Raw genomic sequence first — 22,539 nt, forward strand, 5'->3', positions numbered from 1 at the left:
GGCTTGTAAACAGGCCTGATAGAATGATGGTAACATATTGAAATTTTGGGTGGTTGTCTCAACCACTCTATTTCTTTTGGGTTCATTTGGCTAGAGTCTTTATCTTGATTACCTTTGAACCCCTTTGTCACCCCTTGAGCGCGATCACAATCTCGATCATGGTTTTTTCCTTAAGATGGCCGTCGGGTTCGTCCGTTCGTTACACCTTCACCGTGACAGGGGAAACCGAAATATTCGGCGTTCGGCTTTTCCTTCAAAGGTTCTGGAACGGGAGAATTTTACTACCTATCCCGATTGAGAAACTGTATTTCGCACGACCGATCGCCCTAGGCCGCTGCGGGATGGAAAAAGAAAGCGAGGGCGATCACCGCGTAGGTCGCGACGAGTAATATACCCTCTAGCCAGTTCGAGCGACCGTCGTTACTGATCGAGTTAGTCAGCCACACCGCGACGGCGACGGCGACCAATTCAAACGGATCAAAATCGAGAGCCATCGGCTGACCGAGGAAATAACCCGCGATTACGAGAACCGGCGCGACAAAAAGTGCGATTTGCAGACTCGAACCCACCGTCACGGAAACCGCCAGATCCATTTTGTCTTTTAAGGCGACCCTAACCGCGGTGGCGTGTTCGGCCGCGTTGCCGATAATTGGCAGCAGGATCACCCCCGTGAAAAGGGTCGTTAATCCTAATTTATGCGTGGCTTCCTCTAGGGTATTAACTAATAATTCCGATTCGACCGCCACACCGAGCGTCACGAGCAGTAATATCCCCACCCAGAGCCAGAGATTCGGCTTTTTTACGCTTACCGCTTCCCCCGACTCTTGATCGAGATCTGCGTCCCCCACCTCGTAAAGATAGGTATGGGTCTTCATCGAAAACAGCAGACTCAGGCAATACACAAAAATTAATACCGCCGCCACCGTTACCGAGAGACGCTGTAGGACGCTCTCCTCGATTGCGGCGGAGGTGTATTGAACGGTCGTGGGTAGGAGGATCGCTGCCACGGCGAGATTCATCGACGAGGAATTTAAACGGGCGGTCACGGGCTGGAATTTCTGTTCTTTATAGCGTAAGCCGCCGAAAAACATCGATAAGCCCGTTACCAGCAGCAGATTCCCGATAATCGAACCGGTAATCGTCGCTTTCACCACCTCGATCAAACCCTCTTCCAGGGCGGCGTAGGCGAGAATTAATTCGGTGGCGTTGCCGAAGGTGGCGTTCATTAAACCGCCAAGATTAGGACCGACCACGACGGCGATTTCCTCGGTTGCCTTTCCCATGTAAGCGGCCAGGGGAACAATCGCTAGACAGGCGCTCAGGAAAACGATCGTCACGTCCCAACGCAGGAAATTCCAGGCGATCGAGATCGGGACAAAAACCAACAAAATAGCGAAAATCCAGTCCTTTCTATTCATAGCAATCGGTGTCTCGGGATAAAACCGCGCACGGTTGTGAAAAACAGACTATCGGCTTTTTTTCTGTTTCGATTACCCGAATCGCCCAGTAATATACTCCCGGGCCTCGTCGGTTTGCGGATTGCCGAACATAACTTCCGTGGGGCTGAATTCGACTAATTTTCCCCGGCGTTTCCCGGACGGATCGGTTTCGGTGTTAAAAAACGCCGTCCAGTCGGCGATCCGCGATGCCTGCTGCATATTGTGGGTGACGGTAATGATCGTGTAACTTTCCTTCAGTTGTAGGCACAATTCCTCCACCTGACGGGTAGAGATGGGATCGAGGGCCGAACAGGGTTCATCCATCAATAAAACATCTGGCTTCATCGCGATCGCACGGGCGATACAGAGACGCTGTTGTTGTCCCCCCGATAGTGCCGTTCCTTTTTCTTTCAGTTTGTCCTTTACTTCCTCCCAGATCGCCGCCTGCCGCAGGGAATACTCGACCAATTCGTCCAGATTGCCCTGATAACCGTTGGTTCGGGGCGCGTAGGCGATATTCTCGTAAATGCTCTTGGGAAAAGGGTTGGGACGTTGGAAAACCATCCCCACCTGTCGCCTTAACTTGACTGCATTGACCTGCGAATCGTAAATATTCTGATTTCGGTAGAGTAATTTTCCCTCCACCTTGGCGCCGGGGATCAGATCGTTCATTCGGTTAAAGCAGCGCAAAAGGGTACTTTTCCCGCAACCGGACGGCCCGATAAAGGCGACGATTTTTCGTGCAGGAATTTTAATATGAACGTCCAGAAGAGCGAGAAATCCATTATAAAAAACTTTCACTCCTTCCGCCTCGAAAACACTGTGATCTGCGTTAAGGTGGGTAGTCATGGTAAAAATTCTCCTGAGTGTGATTAAACGATTGGTTAAGCGGGAAAAAAGGAGCCATCCAGATGGCTTTCTCATCAGACTTTTGGCGATTAATTGCCCAAGGATAGCGATCGCTGAAAAGTGATCAAGAAATCACGTTAAAATGCCCGAAACCCATAGCTCATATTTGGTAATCCTGTCAATGGTTAAGTTCTAGGCTATTGATCGAAGTCAGAGAGAACCGCAAGATTATTGCCTGGGTTTCCATCTCAATCGGAAACATAGAGGTTTTTCGCCATTTCCAATCAACGCTCAGTTTTCAGTGGCAGCGGAGACTGAACGACAATAATCAACATCCGTTCCGTCCCAGTGTTTCTGATTTCATGCTCAACGCTTTGATGTGCATGGATGAAAACTCCGGCTTCCACTGCGGCTATTTCATCTCCAATGACAATCTCCCCCGTTCCCCGGACGACATAGCAAATTTCATCATTTTGAGGATGTTTGTGTCGGGCGTTAATTTGTCCAGGCTCTAGACAGTACAGGCCAAAGTGCAAAGAATCGGTTTTGAAAATCGATCGCTTCACATAGCCTTCCGGGTTAAACTGAGCCACTTGTTCTAGAGTTGTTAATCCACCTTGGCTGAATTGTTGAACGAACTCAGGTGAAAATTCCAAGTTGAAAACGCCGTCATTTGCTCTAAGGGAGTCGGTCATAGTTCAAGATATCCTCAATAGGATTAAACGATTGGTTAAGAGGGAAAAGTGGAGCCATCAAGGTTGACTCGATTGGGAATAATGTTGACGTAGATAGATAGCGATGGCGTTGAGGGCGAGAATTAACAGGATCAGAACGATAATCGCGGCCGCCGCCGCATTAGCAAAACCGGGTTCGGGACGGGTGATATAGCTGAAAATTTGAATCGGTAGCGCCATAAAGCGTTGGAATAAACCAGGATCGAAAGTGAGGAAACTAACCGCGCCGACGACCATTAAGGAAGCCGCGTCCCCGATCGCCCGCGACACGGAGATAATCACCCCCGTGAGAATCCCCGGCACCGCGTAGGGTAAAACATGGTGTTGGATCGTCTGCCATTTGGTACTGCCTAGACCGTAGGAGGCTTGGCGTAGGGAATCGGGAACCGCCCGGATCGCCTCCCGCGCCGTGACGATAATCACCGGCAGCGAGAGGAGTGCCAGGGTTAACGCACCGGAAATCAGCGTCGGGCCAAAATTGAGCAGATAGTTAAAAACCGCTAATCCTAATAAGCCGTAGACGATCGAGGGAACCCCAGCCAGATTGCCGATATTCACCTCGATCAGTGCCGTCCACCAAGTTTTCGGGGCGTATTCCTCTAGATACAAAGCCGACCCGACCCCGATCGGCACCGCCACGAGAAGCACGATAATCCCCAGATAGAAACTACCGATGATCGCCGGACGGATACCGCCCCTTTCCGGGAAACGGGAAGGCGTTTCCGTGAGGAATCCGGGGGTTAAGAGTCGTCCGAGTCCATCGTGGGCGATATTCAACACCAACAGCGCCAGAACGAACAAACCGATCAGTAAACCGAAGAGGAAAAGATACTCGCAGAATTTGCCGATCGCCTCCCGGCGTTCCAGATGGTCGATAAATTCAACGGTATCGGACTTAACAGAGGATTTAACCATGGCAAATCAATCGTATTTTTCTTTAAAACGGTGGGAGATCCAGTAACTGGCCAGATTCAGTGCCAACGTGATCAAAAAAAGCACCGCGCCGACTGCGTAGAGGGTTTTAAAACTGAGACTGCCCCGGGGCGCATCTCCCCCGGAAATCTCGGCCATAAAAGCGGTCATCGTGGCGATCGACTCGAAGGGATTGAGGGTAAGCCGGGGTTGCGAGCCGGCGGCGATCAACACCGTCATCGTTTCCCCCACCGCCCGCGACATTCCCAGAATAATCGAGGCCATGATCCCGGAGAGGGCGGCGGGGAGAACCACTTTAAAAATCGTTTCCAGCTTGGTAATTCCTAGCGCGTAGGAACCCTCGCGCAGGGAACGGGGAACCGCTCGGATCGCGTCTAAACTAATCGATCCCACCGTGGGAGTGATCATGATCCCCATCATTAGCCCGGCGCTGAGGGCGTTAAAAATCTCGACGGGGAAAAGATTCCGCAAAGTGGGCGTGACAACGAGTAGGGCGAAGTACCCGTACACCACCGTGGGAATCCCGGCAAGAAGTTCCACCGCAGGGCGTAAAATCGCCGCCAGGTTCGGTTTCGCGTATTCGGCGAGGTAGATCGCGGAAGATAGGCCTAAAGGAACCGCGACGGACATAGCGATCGCTGTGGTTAAAAATGTCCCGTTAATCAGCGGCCAGATGCCGAAATGAGGGGTGGCGAACAGTGGAGTCCAACGGGTATCGAGAAAGAATTGGGCGAAAGATACCTCTTGAAAAAATCCCCAGGTTTCACTAAAAATAATCGCCACGATGCCGATTGTCGTCGCCACGGAAACGAAAGCGCAAGCGAAGAGAATCAGCGCGATTATCTTCTCTTGAATATCGTCGCCGGGGTGCTTGAGGAGTGAATTATCTCCCGCGAAAAAAGAATTATCGAAAGAACTCGGGGTTAAGGTCATGGTTTGACAAAATTCCTTTTTTAGATAAAGTTCGTGATCGGTTCTCCCGGTTTAGCTTTGCCGAATTTCGATCCCGTTTCCCCGCGCTCGAATTTCCGCAGGGTTTTGACGTAGGCCTCATCAGGTAAAGCGACGTAACCCACGCCATCGACCCATTTCCATGAATTTTCTAAATAGAAGCGCACGAATTTTTCCAGGGATGGATTCGTTTTTAAATTATTCTTGTTGACGTAGATAAACAGGGGACGGGAAAGGGGATTATAGACATTGCGGAGAACGTTATCGAGGGGAACCGGTTTGACGCATTTTCCTTCATTGTTTTCGATCGCCACCAAGTTCAATCGATCTTGGTTCTGCATATAGAAAGAGATGCCTAAATACGCAAGCGCGGATGGATTGCCGATCACCCCCTGTACGAGGGCGTTTTGATTGCGGTTCGGGGTAAAATCGGTACGGCTATTTCTCCGTTTTCCCGTAATCGCTTGGGTGAAATAATCGAAGGTTCCCGTATCGGAAGGCGGCGCAAAAAGTAATAATCTCTCGTCGGGAAATTTGGGATTAATCTGTTTCCAACTGGTAATCCTACCCTCCGCTTTCGTGTTCCACATTTTATCGAGTTCTTTAATCGTTAAACACTTGGCGAATTGATTTTTTTTATTGACGATCACCGCCAATCCGTCGATCGCCATCGGTAATTCCAGAAATTCCACGCCGTTTTCCCGACATTTCTCGATCTCTTCTTTCCGGATCACCCGCGATGCCCCGGCGATGTCGAGATTTCCGGCGCAGAACTTACTAAAACCGCCCCCGGTTCCACTGGTGGCGACGCTTACCCGCGCTTCGGGATGGATTCTCTGATATTCTTCGGCAACGGCGAGGGAGAGGGCGAAACCCACCGCACCACCGTCGATCGAGACTGGCGCTTCTTTCTCGGCCGAGTCGGCCGGGCGACCGCAACCGGCGATCAAATTACTGGCCATCAGAAGGGAGATTAGGAAAAAATAATGAGAGAATTTCATAGATTAAGTAGTCGTGCAAAATAAATTTCCTAGTGAAGAAAGGCACTCATGCAAGAGACAAGAGGCAAGAGGTGGTTAGATATGTGTAATTAATTTTGCTTAGGTACTTAAAGCGGGAAAAATGTTAAGAAGCGGACTGGTTCTTAATTTGCTCGAAGATGCCTTTATCGGCGAGAAATTCTGTTTGGATCAACGTCCAGCCGCCGAGATCTTGGGCGTTGAAAAGAGTTTCGATCGGCGGGAATTGTAATCCTTCATCCTTGGCCACGAAGGGATTGACCGATCGATAGCCCAATTTGGCCAATTCCTGTTGTGCCGGTTCGGAATAGAGGAAATCCACAAAGGCCTCGGCCACCTCTCGCGTGCCGTGTTTATCGACATTTCTATCCACCACCGCAACGGGATTATCGATCGAGATATTGACCGGGGGGACTAAGTAACTGGTATCGGGTTGATTTCTTGCCGCTAGAATTACCTCGTTTTCGTAGGTGACTAAAACATCCCCCTTTCCTTCTTGGAAAAAGGCATTGCTGGCTTCCCGCGCGTCCCTGTCTAGGGTGGGAATCTTTTGATAGATCCGGCGGACAAAATCCCATGCCTGTTGCGGTTCGCCCCCCGTTTGCGTCACCGAACCCCAGAGGGCTAATAACTGCCAAATAGCGATCCCAGAAGTTTTCGGATCGGCGGATAGAACCGTAACGTCCTCTCTAGCCAGATCCGCCCAAGATTGAATCTTTTTCGGATTTCCCGCCCGCGTGACGATCGCCGCCACCGAGTGACTCACCACCCCCCGCCGCGGCACCCGATCTTCCCAACCGCGATTAATCAGGCCGGCTTGAGATATCCGCATCACGTCGAGGGGAAGGGCGAGATGTACCACGTCCGCCTCTTGTTTCCCGGCGATCACGTCATCGGCCTGGGCTAGGGAACCGCCGTAACTCCGCTGGAAAATGACTTTTTGGTTATGCTCTTTCCGCCATTTCTCGACGAATTTCGGGATAATCTGGTCGTGGGCGGCTTTCGTGACCGAGAAGGAAACGAGATTCAGTTTCACCTCCGGTTTCGAGCCGATCCCCCCGCAGGAGGCGAGGGCAAGACTTGCCAACAGTCCCACTAACAGGAAGGAAAGGAAGCTCCTCCCCGAAAGGGAACGAAAGCGACGAAACAGCGATCGAATTGACAACAGTGATACATTCATCGGGATTTTCTCGATAAGGTTGATCTAAACCAACTAATTTTTATTCTCTCTTCCTGAATTTTGACTCCCGTGGGAGCCGGAGATTGGCGTTTACGGGGGGTCTAATTTAGCCGATGGGAATCAACAGGCGATAGGAGCCGTTATCGAGAATAATCCGTAGGCCCAACCACATCAGCACAAAAGGGAAAAGCTTACTCGCATAACGGCTGAGGACAACTGCGATCCCCGGTTGGCGGGTTAGATTATAGGAGAGAAATAACCAAGTACAGACGATTAAATAGCAGATCGGGATGATTACGGCTAACTGCGCCACGGTACTATTGGCGAATAGGGGAATGTAGATACCGAGATTATTGCCGCCATTGGATATCGTGACCGCGGAGACTCGATAGGTTTGGCGATCTCTGAGGACTTGAGCGAGGGATAGTCTGCGGGAGGCGAACCCATGAAATTGGGCGTTTCTTAGCAAATTCACCTTGCGATCTGCGGTTTCCCTCTCGTTATCGCGATTTAAAGTCACTAAATTTCTCACACCGATGAGGAGCGGCAAGATTCCGAGAAGACCGATATAAATCGGCGGGATGATTAGGCCGAGTAGAAAACCCAGCAAGCTAACCGATACTAAGGCCGTAAACCCGACTAGCTCGCCGACGACGACGTGAACCGGGCGAAAGGTACGATTTACCTCGCTAAAGAAGCCAGTTAGATAAATATTGTCGTCGAAGGTGGTGGCTATGCCGGTGGCCACCGCGATTTTGACGATTTCGATCAACCAATCCATCCATACCACCTCGATCTCTCAAATGCGGGCGCAATTTAATTTTAAAACTATATCATTTTCAATACATTTATAAATGTAATTCACTACACAATCTAGGAGTCGTGGATTTCTATAGTATGTAGATAAAACTAATGGAACCTCTCCCGCTTGCCCTGAGCCAAGTCGAAGGGATCGAGTTGGGAAACCCTTCCCTCTTGTCTCCTTGCCCGACGATAAATCTTGTTTTCTGCGAGAAATCCCATGCTCCACCGTTCGATCAAGTGTCTCTGGAAACCGTGGCGAAATTGGCGGGGAGTTCGTCCCGCGGTGCTTTTTGTGACCAGCCTGGTCGGGAGCTTTCTCCTGGCTGGATTTTCCCACACGATCGCCGTCGGTCAAAATTCTCGATCCGATAACCCGATTCTGAACCTCGTCGATAGCTTTAAATTCCCCCGGAATACCACTCCCCGGCTATTGGAAACCGTGGGATTATTTATCGCCGGAATTCTCTTCTGTATCCTGATCGATCGCTGGTTCAAGCGCTCAACCCCCGACCCTATCACTCCCCTCGCCAAACAAGCGCGGCGGTTAGGAACCCTCAAGATCGGCTACCCTGAGGGCATGACCAATCTGGAAGTTCTCCGCGCCCAGGCCTTTCTGGAAAGACGCTTAAAACCCTTTGGGGTGACGGTAACGTGGACAAGTTTTCTGGCCGCTTCCTCTCTGATCGAGGCTTTGAGTAACGGAATGATCGACTTCTGCGGTGGTGGCGGTACGGCGAGTATTTTCTCCCAAGCGGCCGAACACGTCTTCGTCCGGGTAGCCAAGGAAAAATATACCGCCCCCAAAGGTCAGGCGATCCTCGTGCCGGAGGATTCGCCAATAGAGACGTTGGCGGATTTAAAAGGAAAAAGAATCGCCTTCGATCGGGGTTCGAGCGCCCATTACGTCCTCATCCGCGCCCTGATGAGAGTGAATCTAGAATTAAGCGATATCGAACCGGTGTATGCAACCCAACCGGAAGCACTGGTGCTTTTCCGTCGCGGTGAGATCGACGCTTGGGTGGTGTGGGTTCCCTACTCGCCCACGGAGACGCGCACCTATCCGGGAAGATCGTTGGCCGATTTGGAGAGCATCTTCGGGGAAAACGCCTCTCTAGAAGTGCCGACCTATTATTATGCGGTTCCCGAATTGGTGCGAGATTATCCCGATGTACTGAAGGTGATTTTAGAAGAGGTGAACGAGGTGGGGGCCTGGGCGAAACAACAGGAGTTAGAGGCGACGAGACGCTTGGCAGCCCACCACGAGATCGATCCGGCGATCGTGGCTAATCTCGAACAACGGGCCTCTGAACGTGCCATTATCCCGATCGATGATCGCTCTCTGACGGCCCTACAACACCAAGCTCATATCTTCCGAGACCTGAAGCTGATCCCCCATCGGGTCAATGTGCGCGACGGAACCTACACCCTACAGACGAAACAAAATTGGACATATTAATACTAAATCCGTTGAGTATAGGCTACATATCAGGATAGGCAAGAGGCACTCTTGCAAGAGGCAAAAGGAGGAATAACTAATCAGTTTTTAATAACAGGATTTAGGATTACTGTTTACTGTTTACTGTTCACTGAAAATACTCCCCACACCCTGCCCCCAGGAAAAACTTTTTCCACATACCCTAACTAACTCAACGCTTCAAAATAATCGCAAATTTGATGATGTCGCTGGGATTGACGCAGTTTTTGCAACGCTTTCGACTCAATTTGTCGTACCCTTTCCCGGGATAATTCCAAAGTGCGACCGATATCAGCCAAAGAATGGGATTTACCATCGAGAAAACCATAGCGCAATTCAATCACTTCTCGTTCACGAGCGGTTAAATCTGCCAATAATTCTCTCATATCTCTTTGCAAAGATTCATAGACAAGATGATTTTCTGAAGACAGTGCTTCGGTTTCCAAAAGGTCTAATAATTCCGTATCTTTTTCCTTACCTACTTTTATTTCTAAGGAAACCGAACGCGGCACTTTCATCAACAATTCCCGCACAGCTTCAGGAGTCAGAGCTAACTCTTGGGCAATTTCCTCTACGGTCGCAGTGCGACCGCGCATTTGCGAGATTTTCGTTTGTGCCTTCTTAATTCTGTTGAGTTTTTCGGTAATATGAACCGGTAAGCGAATAATCCGGCTTTGAGTTGCGATCGCTCTCGTCATTCCTTGACGGATCCACCAGTAGGCATAGGTACTAAAACGATAGCCTTTGCTGGGATCAAATTTCTTGACGGCCCGTTCTAAACCCAGGGTTCCCTCTTGAATCAAATCCAATAATTCTAAACCGCGATTCTGATATTTTTTGGCCACCGACACCACTAGACGTAAATTGGCCTTGATCATCTGTTCTTTGGCACGGGTACCAAGGGTAATAATTTCTTCTAATTTCCCCACTTCTAAGCCCGCTAGGTGCGCCCAACGCTGTTTTCCTGCTTTTAAAGCATTTTTTAACTCAGACACGGTGATTTGGGCGGTTTTTGCCCAACGTTCTAGGGAGGGACGATGGGCTGATCGAGCGGTTAGCCGATCGCAAATCTCAATTAACTTGACAAATTGCTGTACTTGTGCATCACCTTGTTTAACGGCGGCGGCGCGTAATTTCAGTAAAGACAGATGACGCTGCACCCGTTGCGCTTGTTCAACTTCCTCCTCCTGTTTGAGTAGAGGCACTCTGCCAATGTCTTGTAGATATAAACGTACTAAATCAGTAGTTGTCCCTTTGCTGTAGCTTTTTTCAGGACTAGATACTAAATCATCTTCTAAATCACTGCCGAGAAAATCTTCATCTAGGTCGATCGAGTTTTCCTTCAATTTTAGGACAGAAAAAGAGGGAGAGATGAATTCAGTTTCGAGCGTCGAGGGATTAATTGCAGACATGGCGGCTTCTCTACGGGCGACTGTGATAGGAATTAGAAACTTCTAAATCGTTCACCTTAGTCATAGCTTTCCCACTTGAGCGAGGAAATGATGCAGTCGGGAAAATTTTTTTCTCAAAAGTATTGATCTTTAAACCTAGAAGTTACACCAAGTCTGGGGTTTACCTTCTTAGTCCAACTTCTCGAATTAATGATTGATTTAGAAGTAATTTCCCCTACAGCCCTATTCCTATCTATTCCTGATTTTCCAGATAATTACTGATCTGTTGCAGTTTAGCCAGAGCTTTTCCCGACTGTAAACATTTTTGTGCTTGTTGGAAACCCGTGGGTAGATCTGGGGCAATTCCACAGCGCCAAAGATAAAAACCACCGTTAAAAATTGCCGCATCGGTTAATTCATTATGTTCTCCAGCTAATAAACCCTTTAATTTAGCGGTGAGCATCTCTAAAGATTCGAGGGGATAATCCGAAGGACAGAAGCCATAATCGCGAGGATTTAAGAAAAATCGCTGAAAGGAAGGGGGATCGGTGGGATTTCCCAGACCGATAATCGCCGTCCGATTACAGGCTAAATCACAACTCCCCTCTAATCCTTTCACGGTGGTGAAGTGAGAGATATTTCTCAGGGCAAAAGTTTCGCGAAAACGATCTTCGGTGGGGGGGTGAACAAAACCCGATATTTGATGAATATTACCGACAAAAGGCGACCAGATTAACTCTACCGTGGCCATGGGGGGACGTTTACCGATTTGCTCCCGATAGGTAACAAAATTCTGTACTAGGGGAAAATGGCGCGGAATATAGAAAAAAGTCAATCCTGTGGTGATTAAACAGTCTTTCACTGCTGCTAAGGATAATTGACTAAAATCTGCTCCTAATTGCTGCCAGATTTCCCTGAGGGAAATACCGTATTTAGTCGGCATTCGATCGCCCCCGTGCAGGACTACGGGAACCCCTGCCGCCGCTAGGATTAAAGTAGTGATCGGAGTAACCGGGGCAGTGCGAGAACGTCCATCGTAGGGATTGCCAAAAATAGTGATCGGATGCTGAAAAGAGGCTGATTCTAGGGTTATTTGCGGGCCAAGCTCGGCGTAGGCATCAAGCATTCCCGCTAACTCATCGCTGGTGGGGCGTTTAATGCGATGGGCAATCATAAAAGCACCGATTTGAGCAGGAGTTGCTTCTTGGGTTAACATCATCTTGGTGGCCATCGCCGCTTCAGGACGGGTTAGATTTTTGCCCGTATGGGTGCCACTACCGATCGCTTTTAATAATTCTCGAAAAGTATCGCTCATCTCAAGGAAGAAAATAAAGAGTAAATAGGATTGATTGGGATTTTTAAGGCTGGACAGGGGGATTTTCTCAGCTTTTAACCACACTTTGCTTCATTTGCCGCACTAATTGACAAAAATGAGCGATCGGTGGTATCTGTAGGCGATCGCTGGTGGTGACAAGGACTACCTGACGGGTGAGACGATGACTAAATTTACCATTATTAAGATGGGGATTTTCGCCACTAGGGGAAGCAAGAGCTTGCCCTGAGCCAAGTCGAAGGGGACGAATGGCGAGGGTAGCATCGCTACGAGCCTCCATCAGGGCAGATTGGGGCAGAAGAGCGATAATATTACCCTGACGCACCACACCGCGAAAAGCATCGAGAGTGTTTAATTCCATGACAGTTTTCAGGTGGGCATCCTGACGGGAAAACCATTCTTGTACTAATCTTTGCATTCCGTAGCCATCTTTGAAAACCACTTGCGGATAGGGGATTAATTCTGACCATGGCACTTCTTTGTATTGGGTGAGGGGATGATTAGCGGCCATGAGAATTTCGATCGCTTCTTCATATAATATTTCTACCACCATCTCCGGGCTAGAGGTGAGAAAACGATTATTCATTACCAAGGCCACATCTACTAAACCATCCCGCAAGACTTTTAAAGCGCGATCGCTGCCTAGGGCTGTCACTCTTAACTGAACTTCTGGGTATTCAGCACAAAATTTCGGCAAAATCGGCGGTAAATAATGGGCGCACACGGAATGAATCGCCGCCACGCACAATTCTGGCTGTTTTCCTGCCTGTAGGTCGGTGATTTCCTCGTGAACATTCGTCCATTCTTGACAAATCCGTTTCGCCCGGGGCAGTAATTTCTCCCCGGCAATGGTTAACTTCGCTTGGGCGGTACGATGGAAAAGAGGTAAGCCCAAATCGGTTTCTAGGGATTGAATCTGGCGGCTGATAGTCGATTGGGTGACTCCACACTGGCGCGCTGCTTGACCGAAATTGCCCGTATCGGCTACGGCTAAAAAGGCTTGCAATTGCTCAATCCGCATTCTTTCTCGTTTTAATTACATTCCCTCATGACTTTATGACAATAACGAATTTTATTCTGACTTTTGGTAGAAATTGCTACCGTTTTCTCAGTTATCAGTTATTTTAGCGGTCAGCCTTGAACTACTTCTCGCTCACAATCGGGCTGTTGAACTGGGGAGCATCTCATTTATGCAAGTGAGTAATTATACTCATCCCTAGAACTTGTTTCTAGCAAGGCTTTCAAAATAGCTTGACATAAAAACCTGATTTAGAGGTTACAAAGGTGAGATGCTCCCGTTGAACTGTAGTTGCTCAAAAATGATAAGATAGATGCAATAAACCAGATTGAGTCTGAGGAAAAATCAAAAAGGCAATTTATTCAGACTAAAGCCAAAATCAAAGATGGACAATTAATTATCGAGCAACCCCATCAAGATTTGCCAACAGACACAGAGGTTGAACTTGTTATTATTGTCCCCGATAAAAATAAACAAATTGAGTTTGAACAAGCGCGTACTAAGATGCAAGCTGCATTTAAAGAAGCAGGTATCAAAACTCAGGAACAGATTTGAGAGCTTATTCGTGAAGTTAAGCAAAAACTGTTTCAGTAGCGTTATGAATGAGGAGAATTTTTTTAGATACAAATCTCTACATTATTGGGCAATTAAAACCTCTTTCACCAGCAGAACAAATCCTTAAATGGTTAGGATATAGCGTTTCCTAAGCTAGTGAGGTACACCTATTTTTCTTCCCTTTTGCCTTTTGCCTCTTGCCTAAAACCCATAACTTTTGTACCTCAGCAGACTGAAAAACGCTATATTATACTCCCAATAATCAACCTTCAATAAAACACAACTATTATCTTTAAGTTGATAGATAACAGGATAGCCGCTACTTTTGCCCTTGTGAATATCGCTGTTTTTGAGGCGAACTTTAAAGACAGTGTAACCTGTTTCTGGGATTTGATCGCCGATGAACTTGCCTATCTAAAGGTGATCAGTTAGAGATTATAGGTCAGTACAAATGCTAAGATAGCGTTGGGCGAGGATGGGAAATCGGTCTTTGAATTGATCACAGAAAAGGAGTTTAAAGGATGAAAATGACTTATCTGGAAGCCACGGCCAAATTTTACAGCGAAGTAGCCCAAACTCCCGAAGTGGGGCTATGTTGTGTCCAGGGCAGTCCCTTGCAACTGCCGGGGTTAAAAATCCCCGCCATTATGCAGGAGATGAACTATGGTTGTGGCACGACGGTGCAGGTTAATGAATTGGGCAATTCTCCCAGGGTTTTGTATGTGGGTGTGGGTGGTGGTTTAGAAGCACTGCAATTCGCCTATTTTTCCCGTCGTCCGGGGGGAGTCATTGCGGTGGATCCAGTGCCAGAAATGCGTTGGGCAGCCCAAAGAAATCTCGGCGAAGCACTGCCGGAAAATCCCTGGTTTAGTCTCGATTTTGTGGAAATTAAAGATGGTTCTGCTTTTGCATTGCCGGTGGAGGATGCCTCCGTCGATGTGGTGGCGCAGAATTGTCTTTTTAATATCTTTAAACCAGCCGATTTACAGTTAGCTTTACGCGAAGCTTTTCGCGTCTTAAAACCGGGAGGACGTTTACTGATGAGTGATCCGATCGCCCCTCGTCCAATTCCCGAACATTTGCAAGAAGATCAGCGTTTAAGGGCTATGTGTCTATCGGGGGCCTTGACCTACGAGGATTATATTCAACAGTTGATTGCTGCTGGTTTTGGTCAGGTAGAAATTCGGGCCCGTCGTCCCTATCGTTTACTGGACTGTCAGAGTTATAATTTAGCCGAGCCGCTCCTATTAGAAAGTTTGGATTCCGTTGCTTTTAAAGTAGCTATTCCCGAAGATGGGGCCTGTATTTTTACCGGCAAAACTGCTATTTATACCGGTACAAAGGCAATTTTCGATGATGGTGCTGGGCATATTTTAGCCAAAGGATTACCAGTGGCCGTCTGTGATAAAACTGCGAGCAACTTAGCTCGTTTCTCTCCCCAAGATATCCTCATCACCGAGTCCACTTGGCACTATAATGGGGGCGGTTGCTGTTAAAAAAGCACGGTCGAGGCAAGTTCGATCCCTCAGTTATCAGTTATCAGTTATCAGTTATCAGTTACCAGTTACCAGTTTTCAGTTTTCAGTTACCAGTTATCAGTTATCAGATGTGAGTTTTCAGTTCACTGATTACTGTTTACTGTGGACTGATCACTGAAAAAAACTAGCCCTGCACTACCTGTTTAAGGGTGGTAAAGGTTTCTAGGTTGATTAACCCCCGGCGCTGGCCTTTTTGGTTGGAAATGCCCAAAAATACCGATTCTCCCTGTTTGGGATTGCGATCAAATCGGGGTGAAGAATTGATATAAACTAAAGCACTATCGGACTCCATGGCGAATTGACGACTTTCTCGATAGGATTCGGTGACAATACAATCCGCATGACCGCTACTATACTTATTAATCCAAGCGATCGCATCAGTGAGGGTATCCACTAACCTAAAGGCCAGGGTTTTTTCTAAATAGGGTCTTTGCCAATCATTATCGGTAGCAATGGTTAAATGTTCCGGAAAATCCGCCGCTAATCGGGTATCTCCCCGCAATTTAAAGCCTTTTTCCTGCAAACTTTTAAACAAACGACTTAAAGTCGAAGAATTCTGATGGGGACTAATTAAAACTTTTTCGATCGCATTAACCGGATCGGGTATACTGCCATGACTATCGATAATTACCTGACGGGCTAACTCCAAATCGCCACTAGGAGACCAATACAAATAACAGTTTCCCATCGCCGCGCGCAAAACGGGAACCGTGGCCAATTGACTTACCCGACCGATTAAACTAGGGCGACCGTAGGGAATAATCAAATTAACATAATTTTCCTGGGTCAGCAACTCCTCTAGGGAGGGACTAGAATCACAGGGCAAACCACTCACACAATCCACGGGTAAACCCACATCTTCCAATGCTTCTTGGATGATTTCCGTAATCACCCCATCGGAATGACTAGAGGCATTGGAACCGCGAATAATCAAACTATTGCCACTTTTTAGGGAAAATCCCGCCGCTACCATTGCTAATTCGGGAAAACCTTCATAGACGAAGGCAATCACTCCTAAAGGCATCCTTTGGCAATAGGTTTGGGAAGGATTCAGTTGATAGGCAGCGTTAATTACCTGTTGCAGCGGATCCGATGCTTCCGCTAGTTGTTGCAATACCTCCACCGTCGTCTCTAAACGTTCGGGAGTTAACCGTAACCAGCGAATCATTTGTTCTGAGACGGCCATCTCTCGACTGACTTCTAAATCGAGGGTATTGGCTTCTAAAATGCGATCAAAGCCAGTTTTAATGCCCTTAGCGATCGCAATTACTCCGCGATTTCTTTCGTTGCCATTAAATTGACCTAGAGCCAGAAAAGCATTGTATGCTTGCTTAAAGATCGTCAGGGGGGGGGTGGAGGAACTTTCGATCATAGATTCTTGTCTAGCGTCGATAGGCTAACCAAAAGATGAATGCGGGCAAAATAACTAATAGCATAACTAGAATTGCCCCAAAAATCACGCTTACCCCCGCTTGCCCTGAGCCAAGTCGAAGGGGCGGTGATTTCAAAATTAAGGGTAGCCACACGATCGATAATAACAGAATTATCCCCATCATTAGGGGTAATACCTCTTGCCCAAGCCGCTGATTGGTACTCACCCAACGAAATCCCGTCCAGCGCCAAGTGCGTTTATAGGGATAGTGGGGGGCTAATTGTTCGATAATTTGGCCGTTTTCCTGTACCACAAATATCTGTTGACAGCGATCGCATCCAAAGGCATCGGTCAATAAAATCGGGCATAATGTCCCTTTCCGACGACAGGGACAGGGATAGTCTTGGTGTTGGTCGATTTTGGTATATTTATGCGGTCGCACAAGCTAATTTTTTGTTTATAAACGGTTGTTTTTAGTCGCTCGTGAGCAATAGCTCAGGGATTCAATGGTTGCCCAAAATCCTGAAACCTGTTTCTCACGGGTAATTCCTATCTTAAGGGATACCTCTAAATTATTCATCCCAATTTTAAAATCTATTTCAAGATTTTTTCAAGCGGGCAACGCGATTCGAACGCGCGACATTCACCTTGGCAAGGTGACGCTCTACCACTGAGCTATGCCCGCAAGCCGTTTTTTTACACTTCCCTAAGTATGCCAAATCTCAGAGCATTTGTCAAGTAGTTTGCAGCATTTTTTGACAATGATTCATCTTCTGGCAAATCCCCCAAACCGGTAATAGCTTCGAGAACCACTTCTATCTTAGCCTGTAGTCGGTTGAACTGATGTTCCAAGCGATCAAAGCGCTTGTCAATGGCGGCGAATTTTTCAGCGATATGGCGTTCCATAGCGTCAAAAGCTTCCGTAATCCGCCCCTCTGGTTCTAAATCTAATTCCAGAGTCTTGATTCTCTCGACAGCGTTGACTAATTGCCGTCTCAGTTGGTTAATATATTTGTTCTGTTGGGCTTCGCTCATCAGTGGAACTCCTGGAGAGTGGGGATAACTAAAACCCTAAATACTGGGGGAATTTTCTTAGCCTTCTATCAGTGCCTGTTGGGGATTATTTTGCAATAATCCTAGGGGTTTATCTTCATCCCGGGGGCGCAATTGACGCATGAGACTAGCCATTTCTAGGGCAGATAGGCCATAATTCCAGCCCAAATTACTTTTAATACCGGCCCGTTCGAGGGCCTGTTGTAGGGTATCAGTGGTGAGAATACCGAAGACAACGGGAACACCTGTCTGAAAAGCGGCCGCAGCGATACCCTTAGCGGCCTCGGCGGCAACGTAATCAAAATGGGGCGTTTGGCCGCGAATAATTGCCCCTAGACAAATAACGGCATCGTAACGGTGGGAAAGGGCGACTTGACGGGCTACCATTGGCACTTCAAAGCTACCCGGTACCCAGATATAATCCACTTGAGTGCCATCGGGATTAATATCAACCCCGTGACGCTTGAGACAGTCTTGACAGCCTGATAACAGTTTATCAGTGACGAGATCATTAAAACGACCAATCACGATCGCAAAGCGCCAAGAGGATATATCCTCGGTAAAATTTCCCTCAAAAACAGTCATAGATAGAAGGGGATAGGGGTTGGGGAGTGGGGAGTGGGGGAGAAGGGAGTGGGGAGAGGGGGAGAGGGGAGAATCAATAAAAATAGTCTCCTGTCTCGGAGTCTCCCGTCTCCTGATCAAGACTAAATCACTAAAAAGTTTAAAATAGCGACGGCAACGACTAAAATCGCCCAAATTGCCGAACCCACATAGAGAAGGGGTTTCGATTGGTCCCAGTTTTGGGGGGAAGCATAGGCAACGGGGACACCAATCACCATTAGCAAGGAAAATAAAACTAGGGCAATGAGAAAAAATTGAAAGACAATAGACATGATTGGGTTCTCCTAAAACACTTGATATTAGATAATTCTCCCTGATATAGTACCCTACCAAATTTTGTTACTTAATGGAAATGTAGGGGAGTAGGAAGAAAAAAACTGATTACTGATTACCGAAAAACCCTCAACCCCTAAAACCCCAAAAAAAACTATGGATTTAATTTTATGTCATCAAACGGCGGATTTTGACGCTTTGGGGGCAGCGGTGGGTTTATCGTTGCTGAAAGCGGGTAGTCGCATTGTGTTAACGGGGGGAGCGCACCCAACAGTAAGGGAATTTTTGGCCCTGCATCGGGATGAATTCGCTTTAATTGAACTGCGTAGTGTCAATCCAGACCGTATTCGCTCTTTAATTGTCGTTGATAATCAGTGGCGGGAGCGTCTGGGAAAAGCCTCCCAGTGGCTAGATTTAGGGCATTTACAGGCGATCGAATTGTATGATCATCATTTAGATAGTGAAAGTGATATTCATGCCTCTAGCGTCCATTTAGAGGCAGTGGGAGCTACCACGACTTTAATTGTCGAAGCTTTACAAAAAGCCCATATTCAACCAAACTCGATGGCAGCGACGGTAATGGCGCTCGGTATTCACGTTGACACGGGTTCCCTGACTTTTGCCGGTAGTACCCCCAGGGATGCCTATGCTTTGGCCTGGTTAATGACCTATGGTGCTAACATTAAAACGATCGCCCAATACTGTCAACCGAGTTTTTCCCCCCGCTTACAGGAGTTATTTAGCCTTGCTTGGGAAAATCTGGAGATTAAAACGATCCATGGCCGTAAAATCGCCCATGTTCTTCTCCATACTGCCGATTTTATCCCCGGTTTGTCTAGTGTGGCCGAGCGCCTACTGGAATTATCCGATAGTGATGCGCTACTTTTCGGCCATAGTTATAGTAAAAACGAGGAAGATAATTCCCGACAGCGTTTAACTGTGATTGGTCGCTCTAGGATCGATGGGGTGAATCTATATCAGCTTTTTTCCCCCTATAACGGCGGTGGTCATGCTCAGGCCGCTTCGGTGAGTTTTCGCGATGTTCAGCCAGTTCAACAGTTAAATCAACTACTGGGGGACTTAATTGCTCAAATTCCTCCTCCTCCCACCGCTAGGGATTTAATGTCTTCTCCGGTGCGGACAATTCGTCCCGATACTTCCATATCTCAAGCCGAGCGCATCCTTTTTCGTTACGGCCATTCGGGGTTATCAGTGGTAGATGAGCAGGATCGCTTAGTTGGGGTGATTTCTCGTCGTGACCTCGATTTAGCTCTCCATCACGGCTTTTCTCACTCTCCCGTGAAGGGATACATGACTTGTAATCCGAAAACTATTACCCCGGACACTTCTCTTCAGGAAATCGAGTCGCTGATGGTAACGTATGATTTGGGGCGTTTACCTGTACTAGAAAACGGGCAGTTAGTCGGTATCGTCACTCGTACAGATGTATTAAGACAGATTCATCAAAATGAGCGGGTGCGTTTTGAAGGGGTTGCTTTGGTTTCCTGTCTTTTACCGACGATTAAAGAGCGTTTAGAGCCGGTTTTATGGTCATTCCTGCAAGCTGCCGCCGCTGCCGCTCAAAAACGCGGTTGGCATCTCTATCTGGTTGGGGGTGCGGTGCGCGATTTATTGTTAGCGGCAGAAAGGGATACTTTATTGTTACAGGATATCGATTTAGTGGTGGATGGCTGCCATCGCGCCGCCGGTGTGGGTGCAGGGGTGGAGTTGGCTAATTGTTTACAGGAAATTTATCCGGGGGCCCGGTTATCGATTCACGGGGAATTTCAGACGGCGGCTTTGTTATGGCACAAAGATGAGCGTTTTGGCTCGTTATGGGTGGATATCGCCACGGCACGCACGGAATTCTATCCCTATCCTGCCAGCAATCCCCAAGTGGAGGCTAGTTCGATTCGACAGGATTTGTATAGAAGGGATTTTACGATTAATGCTCTGGCAATTCGCCTAACTTCGCCGAAAGAGGGGGAATTACTCGACTTTTTTGGCGGTATGTTGGATTTACGCGCCCAACAAATCCGGGTTTTACACGCTAATAGTTTTATCGAGGATCCGACGCGCATCTATCGAGCGGTGCGTTTTGCCACTCGGTTAGGATTTGTTATTGAACCCTTGACAGAAAGCTATATTAGGTATGCGATCGAAAGTGGAGTTTATGATCGCTCACGGCAACAAAATCAGAATGCACCTGCTTTACAGTCCCGTTTAAAAGCGGAGTTGAATTATATTTTAGAGGCGGATTACTGGGAAAGTGCCTTAGAAAAGTTGGCTGAGTTGGGGGCTTTGCACTGTTTACACGGGGATTTAAGTTTAAATCAGGCTTTATGGCGACAATTGCGCTCTCTCAGTCGTTGGTTAGATTGTTTAAGTCTGGAATTGCCGGTGAATGCCTGGTTAATGCGGTTGGAATTATTAATCGCTTCTCTGGCTGTGGGGGAAAGAATAGCGATCGCTAATAATTTACAATTGCCCAAAGATAGTGTGGAGCGTTTACAAAAACTAGAAGTTATGGAAAGGGAGATTAGCAATAATTTTGCTTATGCTCGACCCGTTAGTCAAATTGTCAGCTTTTTCAATGGTTATAAGGTTCCTAGTTTGTTACTGGTGGCGATGCGGAGTCAGACTAGGATGCGGGCTTTAATCTGGCAATATTTAACTAAATGGTCGCAGATCGAGGCTCCTATCGACGGCAATGACCTAAAAGCTTTGGGTTATCAACCGGGTCCCCAGTTTAAATCGTTACTTGCGGCAGTCTTGGGGGCAACTTTAGATGGAATAGTCAGCAATAAAAGCGAGGCTATGGCTTTTATTGCTAGATTAACTCGGGCTTGCTGAATAAATCTAAAAACCTTATTGGGTAAGACTTTTAGACTTTTTGTCAATCAAAAAGTACCAGTTGTGGGAGAGATAGGGGGAAAATTCTGGGACTTTTTCTCTGAAAATTAGGTAATTGACCAGATGAGAATCGGTAAAACCCTACACCCCACACCCCACACCCTACACCCTGTCCCCACGAAAAACTTTTTGCCGCAGACCCTAACTAAGTCAGCAGATTAGGTATCGGCTGCCCCTTCATTTTCCGAAGATTGTCTTTGATCGCTGGAATAACCGCCTCTACCTCCTCTGGTGGTGGTACGATTAGAGGCGGCCCGGAATTGACGAGCGTAGGCGCGGTTGCGTTCCGCTTTTTCTTTTTTCAAATTACGACGTTTGGCCACAAGAATCTCCTTGGGATATTAGATAGACAAGCGGGGAAACGAGCGCTCGCTCCCCCTATTGACATTGACACTCTCCGCCCTAAAAGTGCGGAGATTCTTGGGCTGAATCCTGCCTCCACTAGCAACGCTAATTTTGGTCTTACGGTTTCATGTCTAGTCCGACTACACCGATAAGGCAAGCACTCTTATGGACTACTCCCCAAGCGTAAATTTCTGTGTGTCCCACAGTATTTAATTGTTTTGCGTTCTTACAGTTTGGACTTAATTGAACACCATTGACTGTTAGAAATTTTGAGATCACGGAGTAGGACGTTTAACCTGTTTCCTCACGTTCTCACGCTCGGAACCACCGACAAACATTCTCGCACAAAGCCGTCCTAAAAGGACGGGGTTTTCAACCCAAATTTCCGATAACCTAGAATGGTTACGGTCGGGGATTAGTAGCGACGCTCCCGATTGCGATCGCCGCCAGCACCGAAGGAAGATCTGGGTTCTTTTTCACGAGCTTGATTGACTTTTAATTCTCGTCCCATCCATTGAGCGCCGTCAAGAGCGGCAATAGCGGCCGATTCTTGCTCTGGGGTTTCCATTTCCACGAAAGCGAACCCGCGTTTTCTTTTCGTTTCCCGATCCATGGGGAGGTGAACGCGCTTGATTTTACCATATTCGGTAAAAACCTCCACTACGTCTTCTTGGTCAACCTCGAAGGGGAGATTACCAACATAAATTGACATAAAACCTATCCTTGCACAGATAAAAACAA

The 22,539-nt window shown here is 47.6% G+C and carries 21 protein-coding genes, 1 tRNA gene and 1 pseudogene; 4 read left to right on the forward strand and 19 right to left on the reverse strand.

The window, feature by feature from the left end; translation table 11 throughout:
* Positions 1–326: 326 nt before the first annotated feature.
* The 8 genes from cax to O9334_RS14385 all read right to left on the reverse strand — a co-directional run bounded on the left by cax (position 327) and on the right by O9334_RS14385 (position 7,886).
* On the reverse strand, positions 327–1,418 hold the full coding sequence (gene cax, locus O9334_RS14350) for a calcium/proton exchanger (protein ID WP_288000737.1): 1,092 nt from the start codon (positions 1,416–1,418) through the stop codon (positions 327–329).
* 72 nt (positions 1,419–1,490) lie between these two features.
* Positions 1,491–2,288 (reverse strand): phosphate ABC transporter ATP-binding protein PstB, encoded by a 798-nt coding sequence (gene pstB / locus O9334_RS14355; RefSeq protein ID WP_002776021.1) that lies wholly within the window; start codon positions 2,286–2,288, stop codon positions 1,491–1,493.
* Positions 2,289–2,572: 284 nt separating this feature from the next.
* The gene (locus O9334_RS14360) at positions 2,573–2,983 is read right to left on the reverse strand and encodes a cupin domain-containing protein (protein WP_190381632.1); all 411 of its coding nucleotides are present in this window, start codon (positions 2,981–2,983) and stop codon (positions 2,573–2,575) included.
* A 57-nt stretch (positions 2,984–3,040) separates the two neighbouring features.
* Entirely contained in the window at positions 3,041–3,937 is an 897-nt protein-coding gene (gene pstA / locus O9334_RS14365) for a phosphate ABC transporter permease PstA (RefSeq protein ID WP_061430480.1), read from the reverse strand.
* A gap of 6 nt (positions 3,938–3,943) precedes the next feature.
* Positions 3,944–4,888, reverse strand: coding sequence for a phosphate ABC transporter permease subunit PstC (gene pstC / locus O9334_RS14370; RefSeq protein WP_288000741.1), 945 nt, complete (start codon positions 4,886–4,888; stop codon positions 3,944–3,946).
* A gap of 20 nt (positions 4,889–4,908) precedes the next feature.
* Positions 4,909–5,907 (reverse strand): PstS family phosphate ABC transporter substrate-binding protein, encoded by a 999-nt coding sequence (locus O9334_RS14375; RefSeq protein ID WP_052426734.1) that lies wholly within the window; start codon positions 5,905–5,907, stop codon positions 4,909–4,911.
* Between the two features lie 124 nt (positions 5,908–6,031).
* Positions 6,032–7,105: a sulfate ABC transporter substrate-binding protein gene (locus O9334_RS14380; protein ID WP_190380676.1), complete on the reverse strand. Its 1,074-nt coding sequence runs from the start codon at positions 7,103–7,105 to the stop codon at positions 6,032–6,034.
* Between the two features lie 106 nt (positions 7,106–7,211).
* The gene (locus O9334_RS14385) at positions 7,212–7,886 is read right to left on the reverse strand and encodes a cadmium resistance transporter (RefSeq protein ID WP_288000744.1); all 675 of its coding nucleotides are present in this window, start codon (positions 7,884–7,886) and stop codon (positions 7,212–7,214) included.
* Positions 7,887–8,126: 240 nt separating this feature from the next.
* Here O9334_RS14385 and O9334_RS14390 point away from each other — a divergent pair, with 240 nt between their 5' ends.
* Positions 8,127–9,365: a sulfonate ABC transporter substrate-binding protein gene (locus O9334_RS14390; RefSeq protein ID WP_288000747.1), complete on the forward strand. Its 1,239-nt coding sequence runs from the start codon at positions 8,127–8,129 to the stop codon at positions 9,363–9,365.
* A 185-nt stretch (positions 9,366–9,550) separates the two neighbouring features.
* On the opposite strand, the gene sigC is transcribed toward O9334_RS14390, so the two are convergent.
* From sigC to O9334_RS14405, 3 genes are all read right to left on the reverse strand, one after another.
* Entirely contained in the window at positions 9,551–10,795 is a 1,245-nt protein-coding gene (gene sigC / locus O9334_RS14395) for an RNA polymerase sigma factor SigC (protein WP_045361146.1), read from the reverse strand.
* A gap of 232 nt (positions 10,796–11,027) precedes the next feature.
* Positions 11,028–12,089, reverse strand: coding sequence for an anthranilate phosphoribosyltransferase family protein (locus tag O9334_RS14400; protein WP_045361255.1), 1,062 nt, complete (start codon positions 12,087–12,089; stop codon positions 11,028–11,030).
* Between the two features lie 67 nt (positions 12,090–12,156).
* On the reverse strand, positions 12,157–13,128 hold the full coding sequence (locus O9334_RS14405) for a LysR family transcriptional regulator (protein ID WP_045361147.1): 972 nt from the start codon (positions 13,126–13,128) through the stop codon (positions 12,157–12,159).
* Positions 13,129–13,416: 288 nt separating this feature from the next.
* Between O9334_RS14405 and O9334_RS14410 the strand changes: the two genes are divergently transcribed.
* Both O9334_RS14410 and arsM read left to right on the forward strand, forming a co-directional pair.
* Positions 13,417–13,680, forward strand: a complete 264-nt coding sequence (locus tag O9334_RS14410; protein WP_238567874.1) for a hypothetical protein — start codon at positions 13,417–13,419, stop codon at positions 13,678–13,680.
* 521 nt (positions 13,681–14,201) lie between these two features.
* Complete coding sequence (gene arsM, locus O9334_RS14415; protein ID WP_190380673.1) at positions 14,202–15,176, forward strand: arsenosugar biosynthesis arsenite methyltransferase ArsM; 975 nt, start codon at positions 14,202–14,204, stop codon at positions 15,174–15,176.
* A gap of 166 nt (positions 15,177–15,342) precedes the next feature.
* Here arsM and O9334_RS14420 read toward each other — a convergent pair whose 3' ends face one another.
* The 6 genes and pseudogenes from O9334_RS14420 to psbZ form a co-directional block, all read right to left on the reverse strand.
* Positions 15,343–16,590: a glutamate-5-semialdehyde dehydrogenase gene (locus tag O9334_RS14420; protein ID WP_045361148.1), complete on the reverse strand. Its 1,248-nt coding sequence runs from the start codon at positions 16,588–16,590 to the stop codon at positions 15,343–15,345.
* A 10-nt stretch (positions 16,591–16,600) separates the two neighbouring features.
* Entirely contained in the window at positions 16,601–17,032 is a 432-nt protein-coding gene (locus tag O9334_RS14425; RefSeq protein WP_045361149.1) for a hypothetical protein, read from the reverse strand.
* A gap of 171 nt (positions 17,033–17,203) precedes the next feature.
* Positions 17,204–17,275, reverse strand: a tRNA-Gly gene (locus O9334_RS14430).
* A gap of 74 nt (positions 17,276–17,349) precedes the next feature.
* A pseudogene (locus O9334_RS14435) lies at positions 17,350–17,625 on the reverse strand (hypothetical protein); the annotation flags it as partial.
* 57 nt (positions 17,626–17,682) lie between these two features.
* Positions 17,683–18,228 carry a 6,7-dimethyl-8-ribityllumazine synthase gene (ribH, locus tag O9334_RS14440; protein WP_045361263.1) on the reverse strand — a complete coding sequence of 182 codons (546 nt, stop codon included), beginning with the start codon at positions 18,226–18,228 and terminating at the stop codon, positions 17,683–17,685.
* Between the two features lie 122 nt (positions 18,229–18,350).
* Positions 18,351–18,539 (reverse strand): photosystem II reaction center protein PsbZ, encoded by a 189-nt coding sequence (gene psbZ, locus O9334_RS14445; RefSeq protein ID WP_002732865.1) that lies wholly within the window; start codon positions 18,537–18,539, stop codon positions 18,351–18,353.
* 157 nt (positions 18,540–18,696) lie between these two features.
* Here psbZ and O9334_RS14450 point away from each other — a divergent pair, with 157 nt between their 5' ends.
* Positions 18,697–21,393, forward strand: coding sequence for a CBS domain-containing protein (locus tag O9334_RS14450; protein WP_045361150.1), 2,697 nt, complete (start codon positions 18,697–18,699; stop codon positions 21,391–21,393).
* A gap of 218 nt (positions 21,394–21,611) precedes the next feature.
* On the opposite strand, the gene O9334_RS14455 is transcribed toward O9334_RS14450, so the two are convergent.
* Together O9334_RS14455 and rbp are read right to left on the reverse strand one after the other, a co-directional pair.
* Positions 21,612–21,776 (reverse strand): Asl3888 family RNA-binding protein, encoded by a 165-nt coding sequence (locus O9334_RS14455; RefSeq protein ID WP_002733784.1) that lies wholly within the window; start codon positions 21,774–21,776, stop codon positions 21,612–21,614.
* Between the two features lie 437 nt (positions 21,777–22,213).
* Complete coding sequence (rbp, locus tag O9334_RS14460; RefSeq protein ID WP_045361151.1) at positions 22,214–22,510, reverse strand: RNA-binding regulator; 297 nt, start codon at positions 22,508–22,510, stop codon at positions 22,214–22,216.
* Between the last annotated feature and the right edge of the window lie 29 nt (positions 22,511–22,539).

Source organism: Microcystis sp. LE19-8.1F, from assembly GCF_027531715.1.
GTDB lineage: Bacteria > Cyanobacteriota > Cyanobacteriia > Cyanobacteriales > Microcystaceae > Microcystis > Microcystis wesenbergii_A.

Coding starts and splice junctions, on each gene's coding strand:
- ribH (WP_045361263.1), bottom strand. CDS start 18,228: ATGACTGTTTTTGAGGGAAATTTTACCGAGGATATATCCTCTTGGCGC.
- O9334_RS14375 (WP_052426734.1), bottom strand. CDS start 5,907: ATGAAATTCTCTCATTATTTTTTCCTAATCTCCCTTCTGATGGCCAGT.
- psbZ (WP_002732865.1), bottom strand. CDS start 18,539: ATGTCTATTGTCTTTCAATTTTTTCTCATTGCCCTAGTTTTATTTTCC.
- sigC (WP_045361146.1), bottom strand. CDS start 10,795: ATGTCTGCAATTAATCCCTCGACGCTCGAAACTGAATTCATCTCTCCC.
- pstB (WP_002776021.1), bottom strand. CDS start 2,288: ATGACTACCCACCTTAACGCAGATCACAGTGTTTTCGAGGCGGAAGGA.
- O9334_RS14405 (WP_045361147.1), bottom strand. CDS start 13,128: ATGCGGATTGAGCAATTGCAAGCCTTTTTAGCCGTAGCCGATACGGGC.
- O9334_RS14400 (WP_045361255.1), bottom strand. CDS start 12,089: ATGAGCGATACTTTTCGAGAATTATTAAAAGCGATCGGTAGTGGCACC.
- O9334_RS14390 (WP_288000747.1), top strand. CDS start 8,127: ATGCTCCACCGTTCGATCAAGTGTCTCTGGAAACCGTGGCGAAATTGG.
- O9334_RS14385 (WP_288000744.1), bottom strand. CDS start 7,886: ATGGATTGGTTGATCGAAATCGTCAAAATCGCGGTGGCCACCGGCATA.
- O9334_RS14450 (WP_045361150.1), top strand. CDS start 18,697: ATGGATTTAATTTTATGTCATCAAACGGCGGATTTTGACGCTTTGGGG.
- pstA (WP_061430480.1), bottom strand. CDS start 3,937: ATGGTTAAATCCTCTGTTAAGTCCGATACCGTTGAATTTATCGACCAT.
- O9334_RS14360 (WP_190381632.1), bottom strand. CDS start 2,983: ATGACCGACTCCCTTAGAGCAAATGACGGCGTTTTCAACTTGGAATTT.
- arsM (WP_190380673.1), top strand. CDS start 14,202: ATGAAAATGACTTATCTGGAAGCCACGGCCAAATTTTACAGCGAAGTA.
- pstC (WP_288000741.1), bottom strand. CDS start 4,888: ATGACCTTAACCCCGAGTTCTTTCGATAATTCTTTTTTCGCGGGAGAT.
- O9334_RS14420 (WP_045361148.1), bottom strand. CDS start 16,590: ATGATCGAAAGTTCCTCCACCCCCCCCCTGACGATCTTTAAGCAAGCA.
- O9334_RS14380 (WP_190380676.1), bottom strand. CDS start 7,105: ATGAATGTATCACTGTTGTCAATTCGATCGCTGTTTCGTCGCTTTCGT.
- rbp (WP_045361151.1), bottom strand. CDS start 22,510: ATGTCAATTTATGTTGGTAATCTCCCCTTCGAGGTTGACCAAGAAGAC.
- cax (WP_288000737.1), bottom strand. CDS start 1,418: ATGAATAGAAAGGACTGGATTTTCGCTATTTTGTTGGTTTTTGTCCCG.